Source organism: Pseudomonas benzenivorans (assembly GCF_033547155.1).
GTDB lineage: Bacteria > Pseudomonadota > Gammaproteobacteria > Pseudomonadales > Pseudomonadaceae > Aquipseudomonas > Aquipseudomonas benzenivorans_B.
On the sequence record NZ_CP137892.1, the window covers coordinates 4,298,709 to 4,316,050 of the forward strand.

The window sequence follows — 17,342 nt, forward strand, 5'->3', positions numbered from 1 at the left end:
GACAGCACACGGAAGCCGGTGCCGCCCCCCGAAGCGGCACCTCGCCAAGGAACAGCCATGAACACCCCCTCCCCTAGTCTGCGCGACGCCAGCCTGCAGGCCCTCTTCAGCCGGCGCAACGCCCTGGCCTGGGCGGTCCTGGCCATCGCCCTGCTGGCCAACCTGGCCAGCTGGCTGTACCTGCAGCAACGCGAGCACCTCGCCGCCCTGCGTCAGTTCGACCAGTTGGCGAGCGAGGTCAGCGAGGCGATCGGCAAGCGCATGAAGGATCACGAGCAGATCCTCCTGGGCGCCGCCGGTCTGTTCGACGCCAGCCAGCAGGTCGACCGCCGCGAGTGGCGCACCTACTACCAGCGCCTGGCGCTGGCCGCCCACTACCCCGGCATCCAGGGCGTCGGCTACGCCCAGATGCTGCAACCCGAAGAGGTGGCGCAGTACGAGACCGCGATACGCGCCGAAGGCTTCCTCAACTTCCGCCTGCACCCGCCCGGTGAGCGGCCGCTGTACAGCTCGATCCGCTTTCTCGAACCCCTGAGCGGTCGCAACCTGGCCGCCTTCGGCTACGACATGCTGTCCGAATCGACCCGCCGTGACGCCATGCTGCTCGCCGCGCGCAGCGGCAAGACGCGCATCACCGCCCGGGTCACCCTGCTGCAGGAGACCCACGGCAAGGTCCAGGCCGGGCTGCTGATGTACGTGCCGGTGTATCGCCCGGGCCTGCCCCTGGATAGCCCCGAGCAACGCCTGGCGGCCCTGCGCGGCATTGTCTACAGCCCCTATCGGATGGACGACCTGATGGCCGGCATCCTCGGCCACCAGGCCCCGCAGCTGGACTTCAGCATCTACGACGGCGCCGAGCCACAGACCGAGGCCCTGCTGTTCAGCACCCGGGAGGGCGACGCTCGACGCGCCCCCGAGTTCGGCAAACAACTGCAGCTCGAACTCTACGGCCAGCGCTGGACCCTGACCTTCGCCAGCCTGCCGGCCTTCGAGGACAGCTACCACAACGCCGGCCCCCTGATGCTGCTGGGCCTCGGCGTCAGCCTGTTGCTGTTCGTGCTGGCCTCGCTGCTGACCCTGCGTCGGGAGCAGGCCGAGGCCCTGGCGCGCAAGATGACCGAGCAGATCCGCCAGAACGCCGAGGCCCTGCGCCAGAGCGAGGAGCGCCAGCGCCTGGTGCTCAAGGGCAGCAATGACGGCTGGTGGGACATCGACCTGCAGGCCGGCAGCCTGTTCGCCTCGGCCCGCGCCTGGGAGATGCTCGGCTACCCGCCCGACGAGCGCCCGCAGCCCGCCCAGCACTGGCTGAAACTGATGCTGCCCGCCGACCTCGACGCCCTGCAGGACGGCCTGCGCCAGGCGGTGGATGCCGGCGACGAGTGGTTCAGCCGCGAAGCGAGCATGCAGCACCGCAGCGGACACCAGGTGCCGGTGCTGCTGCGCGGCTATCTCCAGAGCGATGCCCAGGGCCGGCTGCAGCGCCTGAGCGGCACCATGCTCGACCTGAGCGAACGCAAACGCATCGAACGCCTGAAGAGCGAGTTCGTCTCCACCGTCAGCCATGAACTGCGCACCCCGCTGACCTCCATCTCCGGCGCCCTGGGCCTGGTCAATGGCGGCGCCATCGGCAAGGTGCCGGCGCCGATGGCGCAGATGCTGCAAATCGCCCAGCAGAACTGCCAGCGCCTCAGCCTGCTGATCAACGACCTGCTGGACATGGAGAAGCTGGAGGCCGGCAGGATGACCTTCGACCTGCAGAACCAGCCGCTGAAACCGCTGATCGAGGAGGCCCTGACCGCGAACCAGGCCTACGCCGAGCAGCACGGCGTGTCCTTCAGCCTCGATCAGCTCGGCGACATCTGGGTGCGAGCCGATGCCGCACGCCTGCAGCAGGTACTCGCCAACTTCCTCTCCAACGCCATCAAGTTTTCCCCGCGCGGCTCCGGCGTGCACCTGCACAGCGAGCTGCGCGGCAACCGGGTACGGGTCAGCGTCAGCGATCGCGGCCCCGGCATCCCCGAGGCGTTCCGCCCGCGCATCTTCCAGAAGTTCGCCCAGGCCGACGGCTCGGACCGCCGCACCCAGGCCGGCACCGGCCTGGGCCTGGCGATCAGCAAGGAGCTGATCGAGCGCATGGACGGCAGCGTCGGCTTCCATTCGGTGCCCGGCGAAGGCACGACCTTCTGGTTCGAGCTGCCCCTGCTCGAGATGCAGCAGGCGACGCCTGATCAGCACACGACCGCGCCGCGTCTGCTGGTGGTGGAGGACGAGCCGAGCATCGTCCACCTGTTGCAGGCGATGCTCGGCCATGCCGGTTACCGGGTCGACAGCGTCTTCAGCGAGGCTCAGGCCCTGTCGCGTCTGGCCGAGCAGCGCTACACCGCCATGACCCTCGACCTGCGCCTGAGCGACGGCCACGGCCTGGCCCTGATCCGCGAGGTGCGCGCCAACCCGGCCACCCGCACGCTGCCGATCCTGGTGATCTCGGCCTATTGCGACGAGGGTCGCAAGCTGCTCGACGACCGCAGCGCCATCGCCTGGCTGGACAAGCCGTTCAGCAACGCGCAGCTACTGGACACCCTGGAGCGCTGCCTGCGCGACGCGTCCAGCCCGCACAAGACCGCGGCCAACGACCATGACACCGCGCACTGACCCCCAGCATCGCCGACCCTCGCGAGCGGCGCGCGCGATCCCCCCTGGCCCGCAGAGGAGCTGCAGATGAACCCCATGCCCAACGGCGCTCCCCTGCCCAGCGACGAAGCCGCGCGGCTCGCCGAGCTGCACCAGTACGCCCTGCTCGACAGCCCGGCCGAGCAGGCCTACGACGATCTCACCCAGCTCGCCGCCCAGCTGTGCGACACCCCCATCGCCCTGATTTCCCTGGTCGACGAGCAACGGCAGTGGTTCAAGAGCCGGGTCGGCCTGGATGCCTGCGAAACGCCGCGCCAATTCGCCTTCTGCGCCCATGCCATCCTCGCCGACCGGCTCTTCGAGGTCGGCAACGCCCTGGAAGATCCGCGCTTCCACGACAACCCGCTGGTCACCGGCGCGCCGCATATCCGCTTCTACGCCGGCATGCCGCTGACCACCGGCAGCGGCCACAGGCTCGGCACCCTGTGCGTGATCGACAGCCACCCGCGCCAACTGACGGCGCAGCAACGCGACGGCCTGCAGCGCCTGGCCCGACAGGTCGTGCAGCTGTGCGAGCTGCGCCTGAGCAATCGCCGCCAAGTCGAGCAGGCCGCGCTGCAACGGGCGATCCTCAGCAGCGCCGGCAGCGCCATCCTCACCACCGACCCGGCCGGCAGCATCATCAGCATCAACCCGGCCGCCGAGCAGCTGTTCGGCTACCGCCAGCACCAGCTGCTCGGCCAGCCGCTGGTGCCCACCCTGCTCAGCGCCGCGCAGCTGGCCGGGCATAGCGCCGGCGGCGCGTCGCCGGCGGGCGCGGACAGCGACTTGGCGGCGTTGCTGGCGAGCGCCGCGTGCGACCCAAAGGAGCCGCTCGAGTGGACCTATCCGCGCCGGGACGGTAGCCGGCTGTCGCTGCTGCTGACGATCTCGGCGATCCACGGTCCCGTCGACCAGCTGCTCGGCTTCGTCATCATCGCCCAGGACCTCAGTCCGCTCGCGGCGGCCCAGCAGCGCCTGCGCCACATCGCTGCGCAGATACCGGGCATGGTGTTCCAGGCCCAGCTGCACAGCCAGGGCACGGTGCTGTTCCCCTATGCCAGCGCAGGCATCGAGGACATCTACGGCTTGGCTCCCGGGGATGTGCGCGCCCGCAGCACGGCGATCTTCGCCGCCATCCACCCGGACGACCGCGCAGCCGTTACCGCCTCCATCCTGCGCTCGGCCGAAGAGCTCAGCCAATGGCAGCAGCAGTACCGTGTACAGCACCCGCGCAAGGGCCTGATCTGGGTCGAAGGCAAGGCCACCCCGCAGCGCCAGGACGATGGCTCGGTGGTCTGGCACGGCGTGCTCACCGATATCAGCGCGCGCATGCAACAGCAGGCGGAGCTGGAGCGGCAGGAGGAAATGAACCGGCGCCTGCTCGAGGCCCTGGCCGAGGGGGTGGTCGCCTGCGACGCCCAGGGCAACCTGACCCTGTTCAACGAGACCGCCCGGCAATGGCACGGCACCGACGTCGGCCAGCTGCCCCCCGAGCAATGGGGTGAATACTACGACCTGTTCGAGGCCGACGGCCTGACCCCGCTGGACAGCGCGCGGGTCCCGCTGCTGCGCGCCTTGCGCGGCGAACGGGTGCGCCAGAGCGAGATCAGCATAGTCGCCAAGGGCCAGGCGCCGCGCCTGGTCACCACCAACGCCGACCCGCTGTACGCCCCGGACGGCCGCCAGCTGGGCGCGGTCGCGGTGATGCACGACATCACCGAGCACAGGCGCATCGAGCGCCTGCAGCGCGAGTTCGTCTCCGCGGTCAGCCATGAGCTGCGCACCCCGCTGACCTCGATCGCCGGCTCCCTCGGCCTGATCCAGGGCGGCGCCCTGGGCCAGCTGCCGGCGGAGATGCAGCAGATGCTGGAGATCGCCCACCACAACAGCCTGCGCCTGAGCCACCTGATCAACGACCTGCTGGACATGGACAAACTGGTCGCCGGCAAGATGAGCTTCGAGCTGGAGGACCTGGCGCTGCGCACCCTGCTCGACGACAGCCGGGTCAGCAACCAGGCCTACGCCGACCAGCACGGCGTGCACCTGGTACAGGGCCCGACGCCCGAAGTGCGGGTGCGCACCGATGCCATGCGGGTGCAGCAGGTGCTGGCCAACTTCCTCTCCAACGCCATCAAGTTTTCCCCCCGCGGCGCCCAGGTGCAGCTCAGTGCCGCGATGCGGGGCCAGCGGGTACGGATCAGCGTATCCGACCAGGGCCCCGGCATCGCCGAGCAGTTCCGCGCACGGATCTTCCAGAAGTTTTCCCAGGCCGACGCCACCGACAGCCGCCAGAAAGGCGGCACCGGCCTGGGCCTGGCCATCAGCAAGGAATTGATCGAGCGGCTGGGCGGGCGCATCGGCTTCGACTCCGTCGAAGGCCAGGGCGCCACCTTCTGGTTCGAGCTGCCCACCCTGGATGCGCCCCACGCCGAGCCCGGCCCCGACGGCGAGAACGACCCGCGCCCCTGCCTGCTGGTGGTCGAGGACGACGCGGATATCGCCCAGCTGCTGGACCAGCTGCTGCGCCAGGCCGGCTACCGCGTGGTGCTCGCCGCCAGCCTGCAGCAGGCGCGGACACGCCTGACGCAGCAGCCCTTCGCCGCCCTCACCCTGGACCTGAGCCTGCCGGACGGCAACGGCCTGCAACTGATCCGCGAGCTGCGCGACGCCCCGGCCACCGCCGAGTTGCCGGTACTGGTGATCTCTGCCGCCTGCGAAGACGGGCGGTTGAAGTTGCAGGGCGGCGTCCAGGCCATCGACTGGCTGGACAAGCCGTTCGATCCGCAGCGCCTGCTGAGCCGCATTCGCCTGGCCCTGCAGGGGCTGCCGGGGCGACCCCGGGTGCTGCACATCGAGGACGACGCCGACCTGCGCCTGGTGATCGCCGAGCAGGGCCGTGGGCTGGCCGAGTTCGTCGCCGCCGGCAGCCTCAAGGAGGCGCGCCAGCGCCTGCAACAGGGCCGCTTCGACCTGGTGCTGCTGGATCTCGGCCTGCCCGACGGCAATGGCGTGGAACTGCTCGAAGATCTCCACCAGCAGCATCCCGAGCTGCCGGTGGTGGTACTCTCGGCCCAGGAACTGCCTGCCGAGCAGTTCGGCCGAGTGGAGGCCGCCCTAGCCAAGTCGCGCGGCAATGCGCAACACTTCCTGCAACTGCTCGGCCGCCTACTGCCCGCCAAGGAGAACCGGCATGCCTGAACTGAACCGCATCCTGCACGTGGAAGACGACACCTCGATCCAGGCCGTGGCCAAGGTCGCCCTGGAGGCCGTCGGCGGCTTCAAGGTGCTCAGCTGCTCGTCCGGCCAGGAGGCCCTGGACCAGGTCCAGGGCTTCGCCCCCGACTTCATCCTGCTGGACGTGATGATGCCCGGCATGGACGGCCCGCAGACCCTGGAGCGGCTGCGCACGCTGGTGGACATCGACCTGATCCCGGTGGCCTTCATGACCGCCAAGGTGCAGCCGGCCGAGATCCAGCACTATCGCAGCCTGGGCGCCCGCGAGGTGATCATCAAGCCCTTCGACCCGATGCAGCTGGCGGCCCAGGTGCGACAGATCTGGAGCCAGGTCCATGGTTGAGCGCACCGAAGCGGGCGCCGAGCTGCAGCGCCATCTGCAGCAGCTCGGCGAACAGTTTGCCGAACGCCTGAAACAGGAGCTGCCGCAGCTGGCCGACAAGGCCCAGCAGCTGCTGCTGGCCTGCACCCCGGCCGAACAGGAACAGCACCTCAACAGCCTGCGCGACCAGCTGCACAGGCTGGCCGGCACCGCCGGCACCTTCGGCTTCGCCCGCCTCGGCGAACGCGCCCGCGAGCTGGAGCTGCAAGCCGAACAATGCCTGGCCAGCCTGCAGCAGAAGCAGCAAGGCCTGCACAGCTTCATCGACAACCTGCAACAGCTGACCAGCCAGCAGTACCAGGCCGAACCGGCGAGCAACAGCCCGCCGGCCGTGCCCAGGAACGGCCGTGCCGACCGCGAGGAGCAGTGGATCTACATCCTCGAGGACGAGGCCTGCGTCGGCGAGAACATGCGCCTGACCCTGAGCAACTTCGGCTACCACGCCGAACACTTCGCCACCATCGAGGCGCTGGACGCCGCCATCGGCCAGCGCCTGCCCGACGCCCTGATCGTCGACGTCAACCTGGAAGGCACGCAGCAGACCGGGCTGACCTACGCCGCCGCCCTGCAGCGGCGCCTCGACGCGCCCCTGCCGCTGCTGGTGATCAGCACCCAGGACGACTTCGCCACCCACCTGGAGGCGGTGCGCGTCGGCGCCACCGGCTTCTTCACCAAGCCGGTGGACATCCCCCAGCTGGAGAACCGCCTGGAGCGCTGCTTCGCCCAGCAGCAGGGCGAGCCCTACCGGGTGCTGATCATCGACGACGACCATGAGCTGGCCAGCCGCTACAGCCTGGTGCTGCGCGCCGCCAACATGCTGGTGGAGATGAGCCAGGACCCGGCGGACATCTTCCAGCGCATGCGCGAGTTCAACCCGGAAGTGGTGCTGCTCGACGTCAACATGCCCGGCTGCACCGGCCCCGAGCTGGCCCAGATCATCCGCTTCAACGACGACTGGCTGCGCGTGCCGATCATCTACCTGTCGGCGGAGACCGACATCGCCCGGCAGATGAACGCACTGATGATGGCCGGCGACGACTTCGTCACCAAGCCGCTGTCCGACAACGCCCTGGTCACCACTGTGTTCGCCCGCGCCCAGCGCGCCCGCCTGCTGAGCAATGCCCTGTCCCGCGACAGCCTGACCGGGCTGCTCAAGCACGCCGACATCAAGGAGCAGGTGGCCATCGAGCTGGAGCGCGCCAGGCGCAGCGGCAACCGCGCCAGCGTGGTGATGCTGGACATCGACCACTTCAAGAAGGTCAACGACAACTACGGCCACACCGCCGGCGACAACGTCATCCGCGCCCTGGCCAACCTGCTGCGCCAGCGCCTGCGGCGCATCGACAGCCTCGGCCGTTACGGCGGCGAGGAGTTTCTCGCGGTGCTTCCGGACTGCTCGACGGCGCAGGCCCAACGGATTCTCGACGAGATCCGCGAGCGCTTCGCCGGGCTGCGCTTCATCGCCGAGGGCGTTGAGTTCACCGTGACCCTCAGTGCCGGCATCGCCTGCACCGACCTCGACAGCAGCGCCGGCGAACTGCTGGAGCGCGCCGACCGCGCGCTGTACGCGGCGAAGAACGGCGGGCGCAACCAGGTTCGCCAGGCCGAATGAGCGACGCTGCCGCGGGTCGATCGACCCGCGGCTTGGCCACATGAATTTTATGGCGTATATTTTCATGAAATAATTACTTAGTTATTTCATGAGGCCGCCATGTTCAAGCAGTCCGCCCAGCATGTAGCCAGCTACTACGCCGGCACCTTCCCCGCCGCCATCCCCCTGCGCCCGACCCTGAGCGGCCGCGAAGACTGCGAGGTGCTGATCGTCGGCGCCGGCTTCAGCGGCCTGCACACCGGGCTGCGCCTGGCCCTGGCCGGCAAGCGGGTGTGCCTGCTGGAAGCCAGCCGGGTGGCCTGGGCGGCCTCCGGGCGCAACGGCGGCCAGGCGCTGCTCGGCTGGTCCTGCGACATGGCGCCGCTGGAGCGGGCCCTGGGCCAGGAGCGCGGCCGCCGCCTGTGGGACAGCATGCGCTGGGCCGCCGCGGAGTTGCGCGAGCTGCCGCAGCGCCATGGCTTCGCCATCGACTACCGCCAGGGCAGCCTGTGGGCCGCGGTGCAACAGCGCCGCGTCGGCCAGCTGGAACAGGCGCGGATCGAGGCCGAGGAGAAATGGGGCTACCACGATCTGCGCCTGATTGCCCGGGAGGAGCTGAGCGAGTGGATCGCCAGCCCGCGCTACCGGGCCGCGCTCTACGACCCCGAGGCCGGCCACCTCAACCCGCTGAAACTGGCCCAGGGCCTGGCCGCGGCCATCGAGCGGGCCGGCGGGCGCATCTACGAACAGAGCCGCGTGCTCGACTACCGCGAGACCGCCGCCGGCTACGTCGCCCGCACCGAGCGCGGCGAGGTGCGCGGCGACGTCCTGGTGCTGGCCTGCAACGCCTATATCGACCGCCTCGACCGCCGCCTGGCCGGGCGCCTGCTGCCGGTCGGCTCCTACCAGGTGGCCACCGCGCCGCTGGCCCCCGAGCTGGCCCGCTCGCTGCTGCCCCACGACAGCTGCGTGATCGACAATCAGTTCGTCCCCGACTACTTCCGCCTGACCCCGGACCACCGCCTGCTGTTCGGCGGCGGCTGCACCTACCTGGGCGGCATCCCGGCGGATGTCGCCAAGGCCACCCGCCCCTACCTGGAGCGGGTCTTCCCGCAGCTGCGCGGGGTCGAGCTGGAGTTCGCCTGGGGCGGGCACATCGACTGCAGCATGAAGCGCACCCCGGACATCGGCCGCCAGGGCCAGCGCTACTGGCTGCAGGGCTTCTCCGGCCACGGCGTGCTGCCGACCCTGGCCGGCGCCCGGGCGGTGAGCGATGCCATCCTCGGCGACGACGGGCTGCTGGCGCTGTACCAGGCCCTGGACAACCCGCGCTTCCCCGGCGGCGCCCTGCTGGCCGCGCCGCTGGAGGCCGCCGGCAAGGCCTGGTACCGGCTGCGCGACCTGATTTGACCCCTGGACTGGAACGGCGCCCAGCGTTTTCCGGCAACCGAATCGAGGACAACGACATGGACATGCAAGAAGAAATCGAAGGTCTGGCGATCCTGATTCGCGACCTGCGCAAGCACAAGAACCTCACCCTTGGCGAACTCGCCGAGCGCATCGGCCGCTCGGTGGGCTTCCTCTCCCAGGTCGAGCGCGGCCTCTCAAGGCCGACCGTCGCCGACCTCACCGCGATCAGCGAGACCCTGGGGGTGCCGACCACCTACTTCTACAGCCTGAGCAAGCCGCGGGCGCTGCCCTGGGTGACCCGCCCCGGCGAGCGCCGCACCCTGTACTACGGCGGCGGCATCACCGACGTGCTGGTGTCGCCGAACATGGCGGCCGGCTTCTCCATGCTCGACAGCCACCTGGAGCCCGGCGCCAGCAGCGGCGAGGGCCACCTCAACGACAGCGACGAGCAGGGCGGCTTCGTCCTCGAGGGCGAGCTGACCATCTGGCTGGAGGGCAGCGACGAGCCGGTGACCCTCGGCCCCAACGACGGCTTCCAGCTGCCGCCGCACACCCAGTTCCGCTACGCCAACCTCACCGACCAACCGACGCGGGTGCTCTGGGTGTTCCGCTAACCCAGGCCCGCAGGACCCCACGCCATGACCACGCCCCCCAGTTTCCCCGACCTGCTCAGCGAAGTACGCGCCTTCCGCGCCCAGCACCCCGCGGTGCGCTACGTCGACCTGATCAGCCTGGACATCCCCGGACACTTCTACGGCAAGCGCTACCCCATCGACATGCTCGAGAAGGTCGCCGCCGGCAGCCCCCTGAAATTGCCGCAGAACTGCGTGCTGCTGGGCGTCCAGGGCGGTCTCTACCCGATCGGCGACTACTGCTTCGCCGACGGCGACCCCGACGCGCCGCGCCGCCTGATCCCCGGCACCCTCAAGCCGGTGCGCTGGGAGCAGCAGCCCCTCGGGCAGATGCTGATCAGCTCCGACGGCACCGCGGCGCCTATCGAGTTCGAGCCGCGCGAGGTGCTGGCCCGGGTGCTGGCGCGCCTGGAGGCCCGTGGCATCCGCCCGGTGGTGGCCTTCGAGCTGGAGTTCTACCTGTTCGACCGCAAGCTCGAGAACGGCCTGCCGCAGTTCCCCCGCGACCCGCTGAGCGACGACGCCGACGACCAGCCGAATATGCATATCGAGCGCCTGTCGCGCTTCTCGGACGTGCTCGACGAGATGGTCCTGGCGGCGAACGAGCAGGGCGTGGACGCCAACGTGATCACCGCCGAACTCGGCCCGGGGCAGTTCGAGATCAACTTCGGTCACTGCGACGACGGCCTGCGCGCCGCCGACTGGGCCGCCCTGTTCTGCCGCAGCAGCCGCGGCGTGGCGCTGAAACACGGGTACAGGGCCAGTTTTATGAGCAAGCCCTACCTGGACGCCCCGGGCAGCGGCATGCACGTGCACGTCAGCCTGTACGACCGGGACGGTCGCAACCTGCTGGCCGCCGACCAGCAGCGCCCGCTGCGCCACGCCGTGGCCGGCTGCCTGGAGCTGCTGCCCCACTGCATGCCGATCTTCGCCGCCAACCACAACGCCTTCCGCCGCTACGGTGCCATGGTCAACGCCGCCAGCCGCGCCAGCTGGGGCTTCGAGGACCGCGACGCGTGCATCCGCATCCCCGAGTCGGACGGCAAGAACCTGCGCCTCGAACACCGCCTGGCCGGCGCCGACGCCAACCCCTACCTGGTGCTGGCCGCCATTCTCACCGGCATGGAACACGGCCTGGACGCCCAGCGCGAGCCCATCGCCCCGCTCAACCAGGATCGCGACAGCGGCATCGACTTCCCCCAGGACATGCTCTCGGCCGTGGCGGCCATGCGCGCGCACCCGGCGGTCAACCAGGGCCTGGGCAGCGAGTTCGTCATGGTCTATTGCGAGAACAAGCGCCAGGACCACCTGGCCTTCATGCACGAGGTCAGTGCCCGGGAATACCGCTGGTTTCTCTGAGCAGGCCGCCGCTGCGGCGTGGCTCCTGCCGGTAGCCGGGGCGGCCTGCGCCCCGGCTCAGCCGATGCCGAACTGCAACTCGATGCGATTGTCGGGGGAATCCGCCCCCTGCCAGCGGTGATAGACCTCCCGGCTTTCTCCGGTCAACCTGTGACCGGCCGCCAGGGCCCCCTCGACGAGCGGGGCATAGCCCTGGGCGAAGATTCCGGCGAGTGGCCCGTGGTAGTCGCCATGGACGCAACGCATGGCCGCGAGCTCCCGGCTTTCGACGGCACCGGCCGGCTCGTCCAGGGTGCCCTCCACAGGCAGGCAGAACGCGATCCGGAAGCGCTCGCTGGCGTTGCTCGGGAGCTTGTGGGAGACGAACACCCAGGGCCCCGCGACCTTCAACCCCCGCGCCTCGGCCACCCGCGTGATCTCGGCACAGCATGCCTGCGCCTGCGCGGCGATCTCCGGAATCGACAGCTCCCGACCGATGCACAGCACCCGCTGCGGGCCCACGATTTTTTCCTTCATCCGTAACTCCCTGTTTGCCTGGCAACGCACCGCGAGGGGGTTGCGTCCCTTGTCGAAAGCAGCGCATGAGCCTCGCCCCGGCCCCTGGGCGACTCAGAACACTAGCAGGTGCAGCAGCAGCCCGGCCAGGGCGCAGGCGCCGAGCACCTCCATCACCCCGCGCTTGTAGCGCAGCAGCGCCACGGCCGCGGCCAGGGCGATCAGCGCCGAGGGCCAGTCGAAGGCGCCGGCGAAGCCCTGGGGCCAGAGCACATGGTAGGCGAAGAACAGCGCCAGGTTGAGGATCACCCCGACCACCGCGGCGGTGATGCCGGTCAGCGGCGCGGTGAATTTCAGCTCGCCGTGGGTCGACTCCACCAGCGGGCCGCCGGCGAGGATGAACAAAAACGACGGCAGGAAGGTGAACCAGGTGACCAGGCAGGCGGCCAGCGCGCCGCTCGAGAAGGCCGCGTCGCCGGCCAGCATCGGCTGCAGGTAGGCGCCGACGAAGGCGACGAAGGCCACCACCATGATCAGCGGCCCCGGCGTGGTCTCGCCCAGGGCCAGGCCGTCGATCATCTGCGCCGGGCTGAGCCAGCCGTAGTGGCCGATGGCGCCCTGGTACACATAGGGCAGCACCGCGTAGGCGCCGCCGAAGGTCAGCAGCGCCGCCTTGGTGAAGAACCAGGCCATCTGCGTCAGGGTGCCCTGCCAGCCGTACAGGGCGCACAGCAGGGCCATGGGCAGCAGCCAGAGGGCGGCGCCCACGGCGAGGATCAGGGCCAGGCGCGAGGCACGGAAGCGCGCGTGCTGCGGCGTCGGCGTGTCGTCGTCGATCAGCGCCGGGCCGTAGGACGCCTTGGCCGCGCCGTGGCCGCCGCCGACGCTGAAGGCCTCCGGCAGCAGGCGCCCACCCAGGTAGCCGAGCAGCGCGGCGCCGAGGACGATCAGCGGAAAGGGCAGATTCAGGGCGAAAATGGCGACGAAGGCCGCCGCGGCGATGGCCCACAGCCAGTGGTTCTTCAGCGCCCGCGCGCCGATGCGCAGGGCCGCCTGCACCACGATGGCGGTGACCGCCGGCTTGATGCCGTAGAAGATCCCGGCCACCAGCGGCACATCGCCGAAGGCGATATAGACCCAGGACAGGCCAATCAGCAGCAACAGCGAGGGCAGCACGAACAGCGTCCCGGCGATCAGCCCGCCCCAGGTGCGGTGCAGCAGCCAGCCGATGTAGGTGGCCAGCTGCTGGGCCTCCGGCCCCGGCAGCAACATGCAGTAGTTCAGCGCATGCAGGAAGCGCCGCTCGGAGATCCAGCGGCGCCGCTCGACCAGCTCCTGATGCATGATGGAAATCTGCCCGGCCGGGCCGCCGAAGCTGATCAGCCCCAGCTTGAGCCAGAAGGCCAGGGCCTGCAGCAGGCTGACGGGGGGCGGCGGGGCGTGTTCGGCGGGCTCGGCCATGGGCGGGCGTCCAGTCGGGTTACGGAGTCGGCGCACTATAACCCGCGCCGTCCGAGGCCGTGCTAGCGGCCCCGGACGTCGTTGCGCGACCACCCGCCCGGTCCTTGGATGGGGTTAAATAGAGGCCTTCTTCTCGTCCAGCGGCCGCCCCGTCCCATGCCCTACGATGCCGAGCAACTGCAGCAGATCAGCGCCCTGACCCTGGCCCACTACCAGGACCACGCCGAGGATTTTCGCGCGGGCACCCGCGACCACGACGTGAGCCAGAACATCGCCGCCCTGCTGCGCCATATCCGCGGCGAGCCACCCTACCGCATCCTCGACTTCGGCTGCGGACCGGGCCGCGACCTGCGCACCTTCAAGGCCTTGGGCCACAGTGCGGTCGGCCTGGACGGCTGCCCGCGCTTCGTCGAGATGGCCCGCGCCGAGAGCGGCTGCGAGGTCTGGCGCCAGGACTTCCTGGCCCTGGAGCTGCCGGATGGGCAGTTCGACGGCATCTTCGCCAACGCCGTGCTGTTCCACGTCCCCAGCCAGGAGCTGCCCCGGGTGCTCGGCCAGTTGCACGCCACGCTCAAGCCCGGCGGCGTGCTGCTGAGCTCCAACCCCCGCGGCGACAACCGGGAGGGCTTCAACGGCGAGCGCTACGGCGCCTACTACGACCTCGACCACTGGCGCGCGCTGCTGCGGGCCGCCGGCTTCGACGAGCTGGAACACTACTACCGTCCGCCCGGCCTGCCGCGCGCCCAGCAGCCGTGGCTGGCCAGCGTCTGGCGCCGCGCCTGATGACAGGGCAACCCGCGCTTGACTCGGCAGTCAGCTATTTTCAAGATGCAGCCTGCGCCGCCGGTTCCGGTGGCCGCAGCGAACCTTAATCCCGCCGCGTCGAGCGCCGCGGCCCTCCGGAGAGCCCCCATGCGTCACGTTCTGTTGCGAGCACTGGCCAGCCTGGCCGCCGGCCTGCTGAGCGGCAGCGCCCTGGCCGGCGAGGTGCAGGTGGCGGTGGCCGCCAACTTCACCGCGCCCATGCAGGCCATCGCCCGCCAGTTCGAGGCCGACAGCGGCCACCGGGTGCTCGCCGCCTACGGCGCCACCGGCCAGCTCTATGCACAGATCAGCAACGGCGCGCCCTTCGCGCTGCTGCTGGCCGCCGATCAGAGCACCCCGGCGCGCCTGGAACGCGAGGGCCTGGGCGTGCCCGGCTCGCGCTTCACCTACGCCACCGGCGCCCTGGTGCTGTGGTCGGCGCAGGCCGGCTACGTCGATGACCAGGGCCAGGTGCTCAGGGACGGCGACTTCCGCCACCTGGCCCTGGCCAACCCCAAGGCCGCCCCCTACGGCCTGGCCGCCATCCAGGTGCTCGAGGCGCTCGGCCTGAGCCCGGCCGTGGCGGGCAAGCTGGTCGAGGGCCAGAGCATCAGCCAGACCCTGCAGTTCGTCGCCAGCGGCAACGCCGAACTGGGCTTCGTCGCCCTGTCCCAGGTCTACCGCGACGGGCGGATCGACCAGGGTTCGGCCTGGCGGGTGCCGGCGACGCTGTACCAGCCGCTGCACCAGGACGCCCTGCTGCTGAAACAGGGCGCCGATAACCCGGCCGCCGCGGCCCTGCTCGACTACCTCAAGAGTCCGCCGGCGGCCGCCATCATCCGCGCCTACGGCTACTCGCTCTAGCGCAGGCCCCGCATGCCCCTGAGCCCGGCCGACCTCGACGCCATCCTGCTGACCCTGCAGCTGGCGTCGCTGACCACCCTGCTGTTGCTGCTGCTGGGCACGCCCATCGCCTGGTGGCTGGCGCGCACCGGCTCCTGGCTGAAGCGGCCGGTCGGCGCCATCGTCGCCCTGCCCCTGGTGCTGCCGCCGACGGTGATCGGTTTCTACCTGCTGGTGAGCATGGGGCCCCATGGTTTCATCGGCCAGCTGACCCAGGGCCTCGGCCTCGGCACCCTGACCTTCAGCTTCAGCGGCCTGCTGATCGGCTCGGTGATCTACTCCCTGCCCTTCGTCGTGCAGCCGCTGCAGAACGCCTTCGAAGCCATCGGCCGCGCGCCCCTGGAGGCCGCGGCGACCCTGCGCGCCGGGCCCTGGGACGCCTTCTTCAGCGTGGTCCTGCCGCTGGCCCGGCCCGGCTTCGTCACCGCCGCCATCCTCGGCTTCGCCCACACGGTCGGCGAGTTCGGCGTGGTGCTGATGATCGGCGGCAATATCCCCGGCCGGACCCAGGTGGCCTCGGTGCAGATCTACAACCATGTCGAGGCCCTGGAGTACACCCAGGCCCACTGGCTGGCCGGCGGCATGCTGGCCTTCTCCTTCCTCGTGCTGCTGGCGCTCTACTCCAGCGGCCAGGCGCGCAGGGCCTGGCGATGAGCTGGCGGCCACGTGCGCGCGACGCGGTCACGGCCGCCGCAGCCGATGGCGACGGGCTGATCCAGGCGCGCTTTCGCATCGAGCACCCCGGCTTCGCCCTGGACCTGGACCTGCGCCTGCCGGGTCGCGGCATCAGCGCCCTGTTCGGCCCCTCCGGCTCAGGCAAGACCAGCTGCCTGCGCTGCTTCGCCGGCCTGGAGCGGCCGACCGAGGGCTATCTGCGGGTCAACGGCGAGCTGTGGCAGGACAGTGCAGGCGGCCACTTCCTCGCCCCCCACCGACGCCCCCTGGGTTATGTGTTCCAGGACGCCAACCTGTTCCCCCACCTGTCGGTGCGCGGCAACCTGGAGTTCGGCCTCAAACGCATCGCCGCCGGCGAGCGCCGGGTGCGCCTGGAGCAGGCCGCCGAGCTGCTCGGCATCGCCGGCCTGCTCGAACGCATGCCGGCGCGCCTGTCCGGCGGCGAGCGCCAGCGCGTCGGCATCGCCCGCGCCCTGCTGACCAGCCCGCGCCTGCTGCTGATGGACGAGCCGCTGGCCTCCCTGGACCACAGGCGCAAGCAGGAGGTGCTGCCCTACCTGGAGCGCCTGCACCGCGAGCTGGAGACCCCGATCCTCTACGTCAGCCACGCCCCGGACGAGGTGGCGCGCCTGGCCGATCACCTGGTGGTGCTGGAACAGGGCCGGGTGCAGGCCAGCGGCCCGCTGAAGGAGACCCTGCTGCGCGCCGACCTGCCGTTCATCCTCGAGGACGACGCCGAGGCGGTGGTGGAGGGCCGGGTCTGCGCCTATGACCCGGCCTATCGCCTGCTGAGCCTGGAGCTCGGCGGCGGCGAGGCGCGCCTGCAGCTGAGCCACGGCCCGTTGCCTGCGGGCCAGCGCGTGCGCATCAAGGTCAAGGCCCGCGACGTCAGCCTGAGCCTGAACCGGGCCGAGGGCAGCAGCCTGCTCAACCTGCTGCCGGCACGGGTCGAGCACTGGCTGGTGCTGGACGAGCAGGCCCAGGTGCTGGTCAACCTGAGGGTCGGCGACGAGCGGCTGATCGCCCGCATCACCCGTTACTCCTTCGACCGCCTGGGCATCCACCGGCAGCAGGGGCTGTGGCTGCAGATCAAGTCGGTGTCGCTGCTCGCCTCCGACTGAGACGCCGGCTCAGGCGCGCAGGCGGCCCTGGCGGGCGATCTGTCCCTGCAGGCGGTAGAGGTACTCGAAGCCCTGCTCCCAGCGGTGGTGCCCGGACGCCACGTTGATATGCCCGGCGCCGGCCAGGATCAGCGCCTCGCTGCCCCAGTCGGCGGCCAGTTCCAGGGCCCGCGCGGCGCTGGCGGCCGGGTCGCTGTCCGAGCCGACCAGCAGGCTGGCGAAGGGCAGGGGCCGGCGGGCGATGGGCGCGAAGTTGCCCAGGGCCGCCGGGCAGTTGTCCCGCTCGACATCCGCCGGCGCCACCAGCAGGGCGCCACGCACCCGCCGCAACAACGCCTCCGGCGCCTGCGCCGCCCAGTGCGCCACGGTGATGCAACCGAGGCTGTGGGCGATCAGCAGGGTAGGCCGCGGGTCGGCGGCGATGCTGCGCTGCAACTCGGCGACCCAGTCGTCCCGGCGCGGCGCCAGCCAGTCGCCCTGCTCCACCCGGTCGCTGCCCGCCAGGCGGCGCTGCCAATGGCTTTGCCAATGCTCGGCGGGCGAGCCCTGCCAGCCCGGCACTATCAGGTAGCGGATATCTGCGTTGTTCATAAGGCCTCCGA

The 17,342-nt window shown here is 70.4% G+C and carries 14 protein-coding genes; 11 read left to right on the plus strand and 3 right to left on the minus strand.

The window, feature by feature from the left end:
* The first annotated feature begins 57 nt into the window (after positions 1 to 57).
* The 7 genes from SBP02_RS19880 (at position 58) to SBP02_RS19910 (ending at position 11,281) form a co-directional block, all read left to right on the plus strand.
* Positions 58 to 2,652 carry a hybrid sensor histidine kinase/response regulator gene (locus SBP02_RS19880; protein ID WP_318644124.1) on the plus strand — a complete coding sequence of 865 codons (2,595 nt, stop codon included), beginning with the start codon at positions 58 to 60 and terminating at the stop codon, positions 2,650 to 2,652.
* A 75-nt stretch (positions 2,653 to 2,727) separates the two neighbouring features.
* A complete protein-coding gene (locus SBP02_RS19885) occupies positions 2,728 to 5,871 on the plus strand; it encodes a response regulator (protein ID WP_450091462.1) in 3,144 nt (1,047 codons plus the stop codon).
* Positions 5,864 to 6,250: a response regulator gene (locus SBP02_RS19890; protein WP_318644126.1), complete on the plus strand. Its 387-nt coding sequence runs from the start codon at positions 5,864 to 5,866 to the stop codon at positions 6,248 to 6,250. The genes SBP02_RS19885 and SBP02_RS19890 overlap by 8 nt, the downstream gene beginning before the upstream one ends.
* Positions 6,243 to 7,901, plus strand: coding sequence for a diguanylate cyclase (locus SBP02_RS19895; RefSeq protein ID WP_318644127.1), 1,659 nt, complete (start codon positions 6,243 to 6,245; stop codon positions 7,899 to 7,901). The genes SBP02_RS19890 and SBP02_RS19895 overlap by 8 nt, the downstream gene beginning before the upstream one ends.
* Before the next feature lie 99 nt (positions 7,902 to 8,000).
* The gene (locus SBP02_RS19900) at positions 8,001 to 9,290 is read left to right on the plus strand and encodes an NAD(P)/FAD-dependent oxidoreductase (RefSeq protein ID WP_318644128.1); all 1,290 of its coding nucleotides are present in this window, start codon (positions 8,001 to 8,003) and stop codon (positions 9,288 to 9,290) included.
* A 56-nt stretch (positions 9,291 to 9,346) separates the two neighbouring features.
* Positions 9,347 to 9,904 carry a helix-turn-helix domain-containing protein gene (locus tag SBP02_RS19905; RefSeq protein WP_318644129.1) on the plus strand — a complete coding sequence of 186 codons (558 nt, stop codon included), beginning with the start codon at positions 9,347 to 9,349 and terminating at the stop codon, positions 9,902 to 9,904.
* A 24-nt stretch (positions 9,905 to 9,928) separates the two neighbouring features.
* Positions 9,929 to 11,281 (plus strand): glutamine synthetase family protein, encoded by a 1,353-nt coding sequence (locus SBP02_RS19910; RefSeq protein ID WP_318644130.1) that lies wholly within the window; start codon positions 9,929 to 9,931, stop codon positions 11,279 to 11,281.
* 57 nt (positions 11,282 to 11,338) lie between these two features.
* Here SBP02_RS19910 and SBP02_RS19915 read toward each other — a convergent pair whose 3' ends face one another.
* Complete coding sequence (locus SBP02_RS19915; RefSeq protein ID WP_318644131.1) at positions 11,339 to 11,797, minus strand: AraC family transcriptional regulator; 459 nt, start codon at positions 11,795 to 11,797, stop codon at positions 11,339 to 11,341.
* A 93-nt stretch (positions 11,798 to 11,890) separates the two neighbouring features.
* Entirely contained in the window at positions 11,891 to 13,237 is a 1,347-nt protein-coding gene (gene chrA, locus SBP02_RS19920; RefSeq protein ID WP_318644132.1) for a chromate efflux transporter, read from the minus strand.
* A gap of 156 nt (positions 13,238 to 13,393) precedes the next feature.
* On the opposite strand from chrA, the gene SBP02_RS19925 reads away from it, so the two are divergent.
* The 4 genes from SBP02_RS19925 (at position 13,394) to modC (ending at position 16,740) form a co-directional block, all read left to right on the plus strand.
* Entirely contained in the window at positions 13,394 to 14,020 is a 627-nt protein-coding gene (locus SBP02_RS19925) for a class I SAM-dependent DNA methyltransferase (protein WP_318644133.1), read from the plus strand.
* Between the two features lie 129 nt (positions 14,021 to 14,149).
* Positions 14,150 to 14,905 carry a molybdate ABC transporter substrate-binding protein gene (modA, locus tag SBP02_RS19930; RefSeq protein ID WP_318644134.1) on the plus strand — a complete coding sequence of 252 codons (756 nt, stop codon included), beginning with the start codon at positions 14,150 to 14,152 and terminating at the stop codon, positions 14,903 to 14,905.
* Between the two features lie 12 nt (positions 14,906 to 14,917).
* Positions 14,918 to 15,598 (plus strand): molybdate ABC transporter permease subunit, encoded by a 681-nt coding sequence (gene modB, locus SBP02_RS19935; RefSeq protein ID WP_318644136.1) that lies wholly within the window; start codon positions 14,918 to 14,920, stop codon positions 15,596 to 15,598.
* The gene (gene modC, locus SBP02_RS19940; RefSeq protein WP_318644137.1) at positions 15,595 to 16,740 is read left to right on the plus strand and encodes a molybdenum ABC transporter ATP-binding protein; all 1,146 of its coding nucleotides are present in this window, start codon (positions 15,595 to 15,597) and stop codon (positions 16,738 to 16,740) included. The genes modB and modC overlap by 4 nt, the downstream gene beginning before the upstream one ends.
* A 9-nt stretch (positions 16,741 to 16,749) precedes the next feature.
* Here the strand turns inward: modC and SBP02_RS19945 are convergent, their stop codons facing one another.
* Complete coding sequence (locus tag SBP02_RS19945) at positions 16,750 to 17,331, minus strand: RBBP9/YdeN family alpha/beta hydrolase (protein WP_318644138.1); 582 nt, start codon at positions 17,329 to 17,331, stop codon at positions 16,750 to 16,752.
* Positions 17,332 to 17,342: the final 11 nt, after the last annotated feature.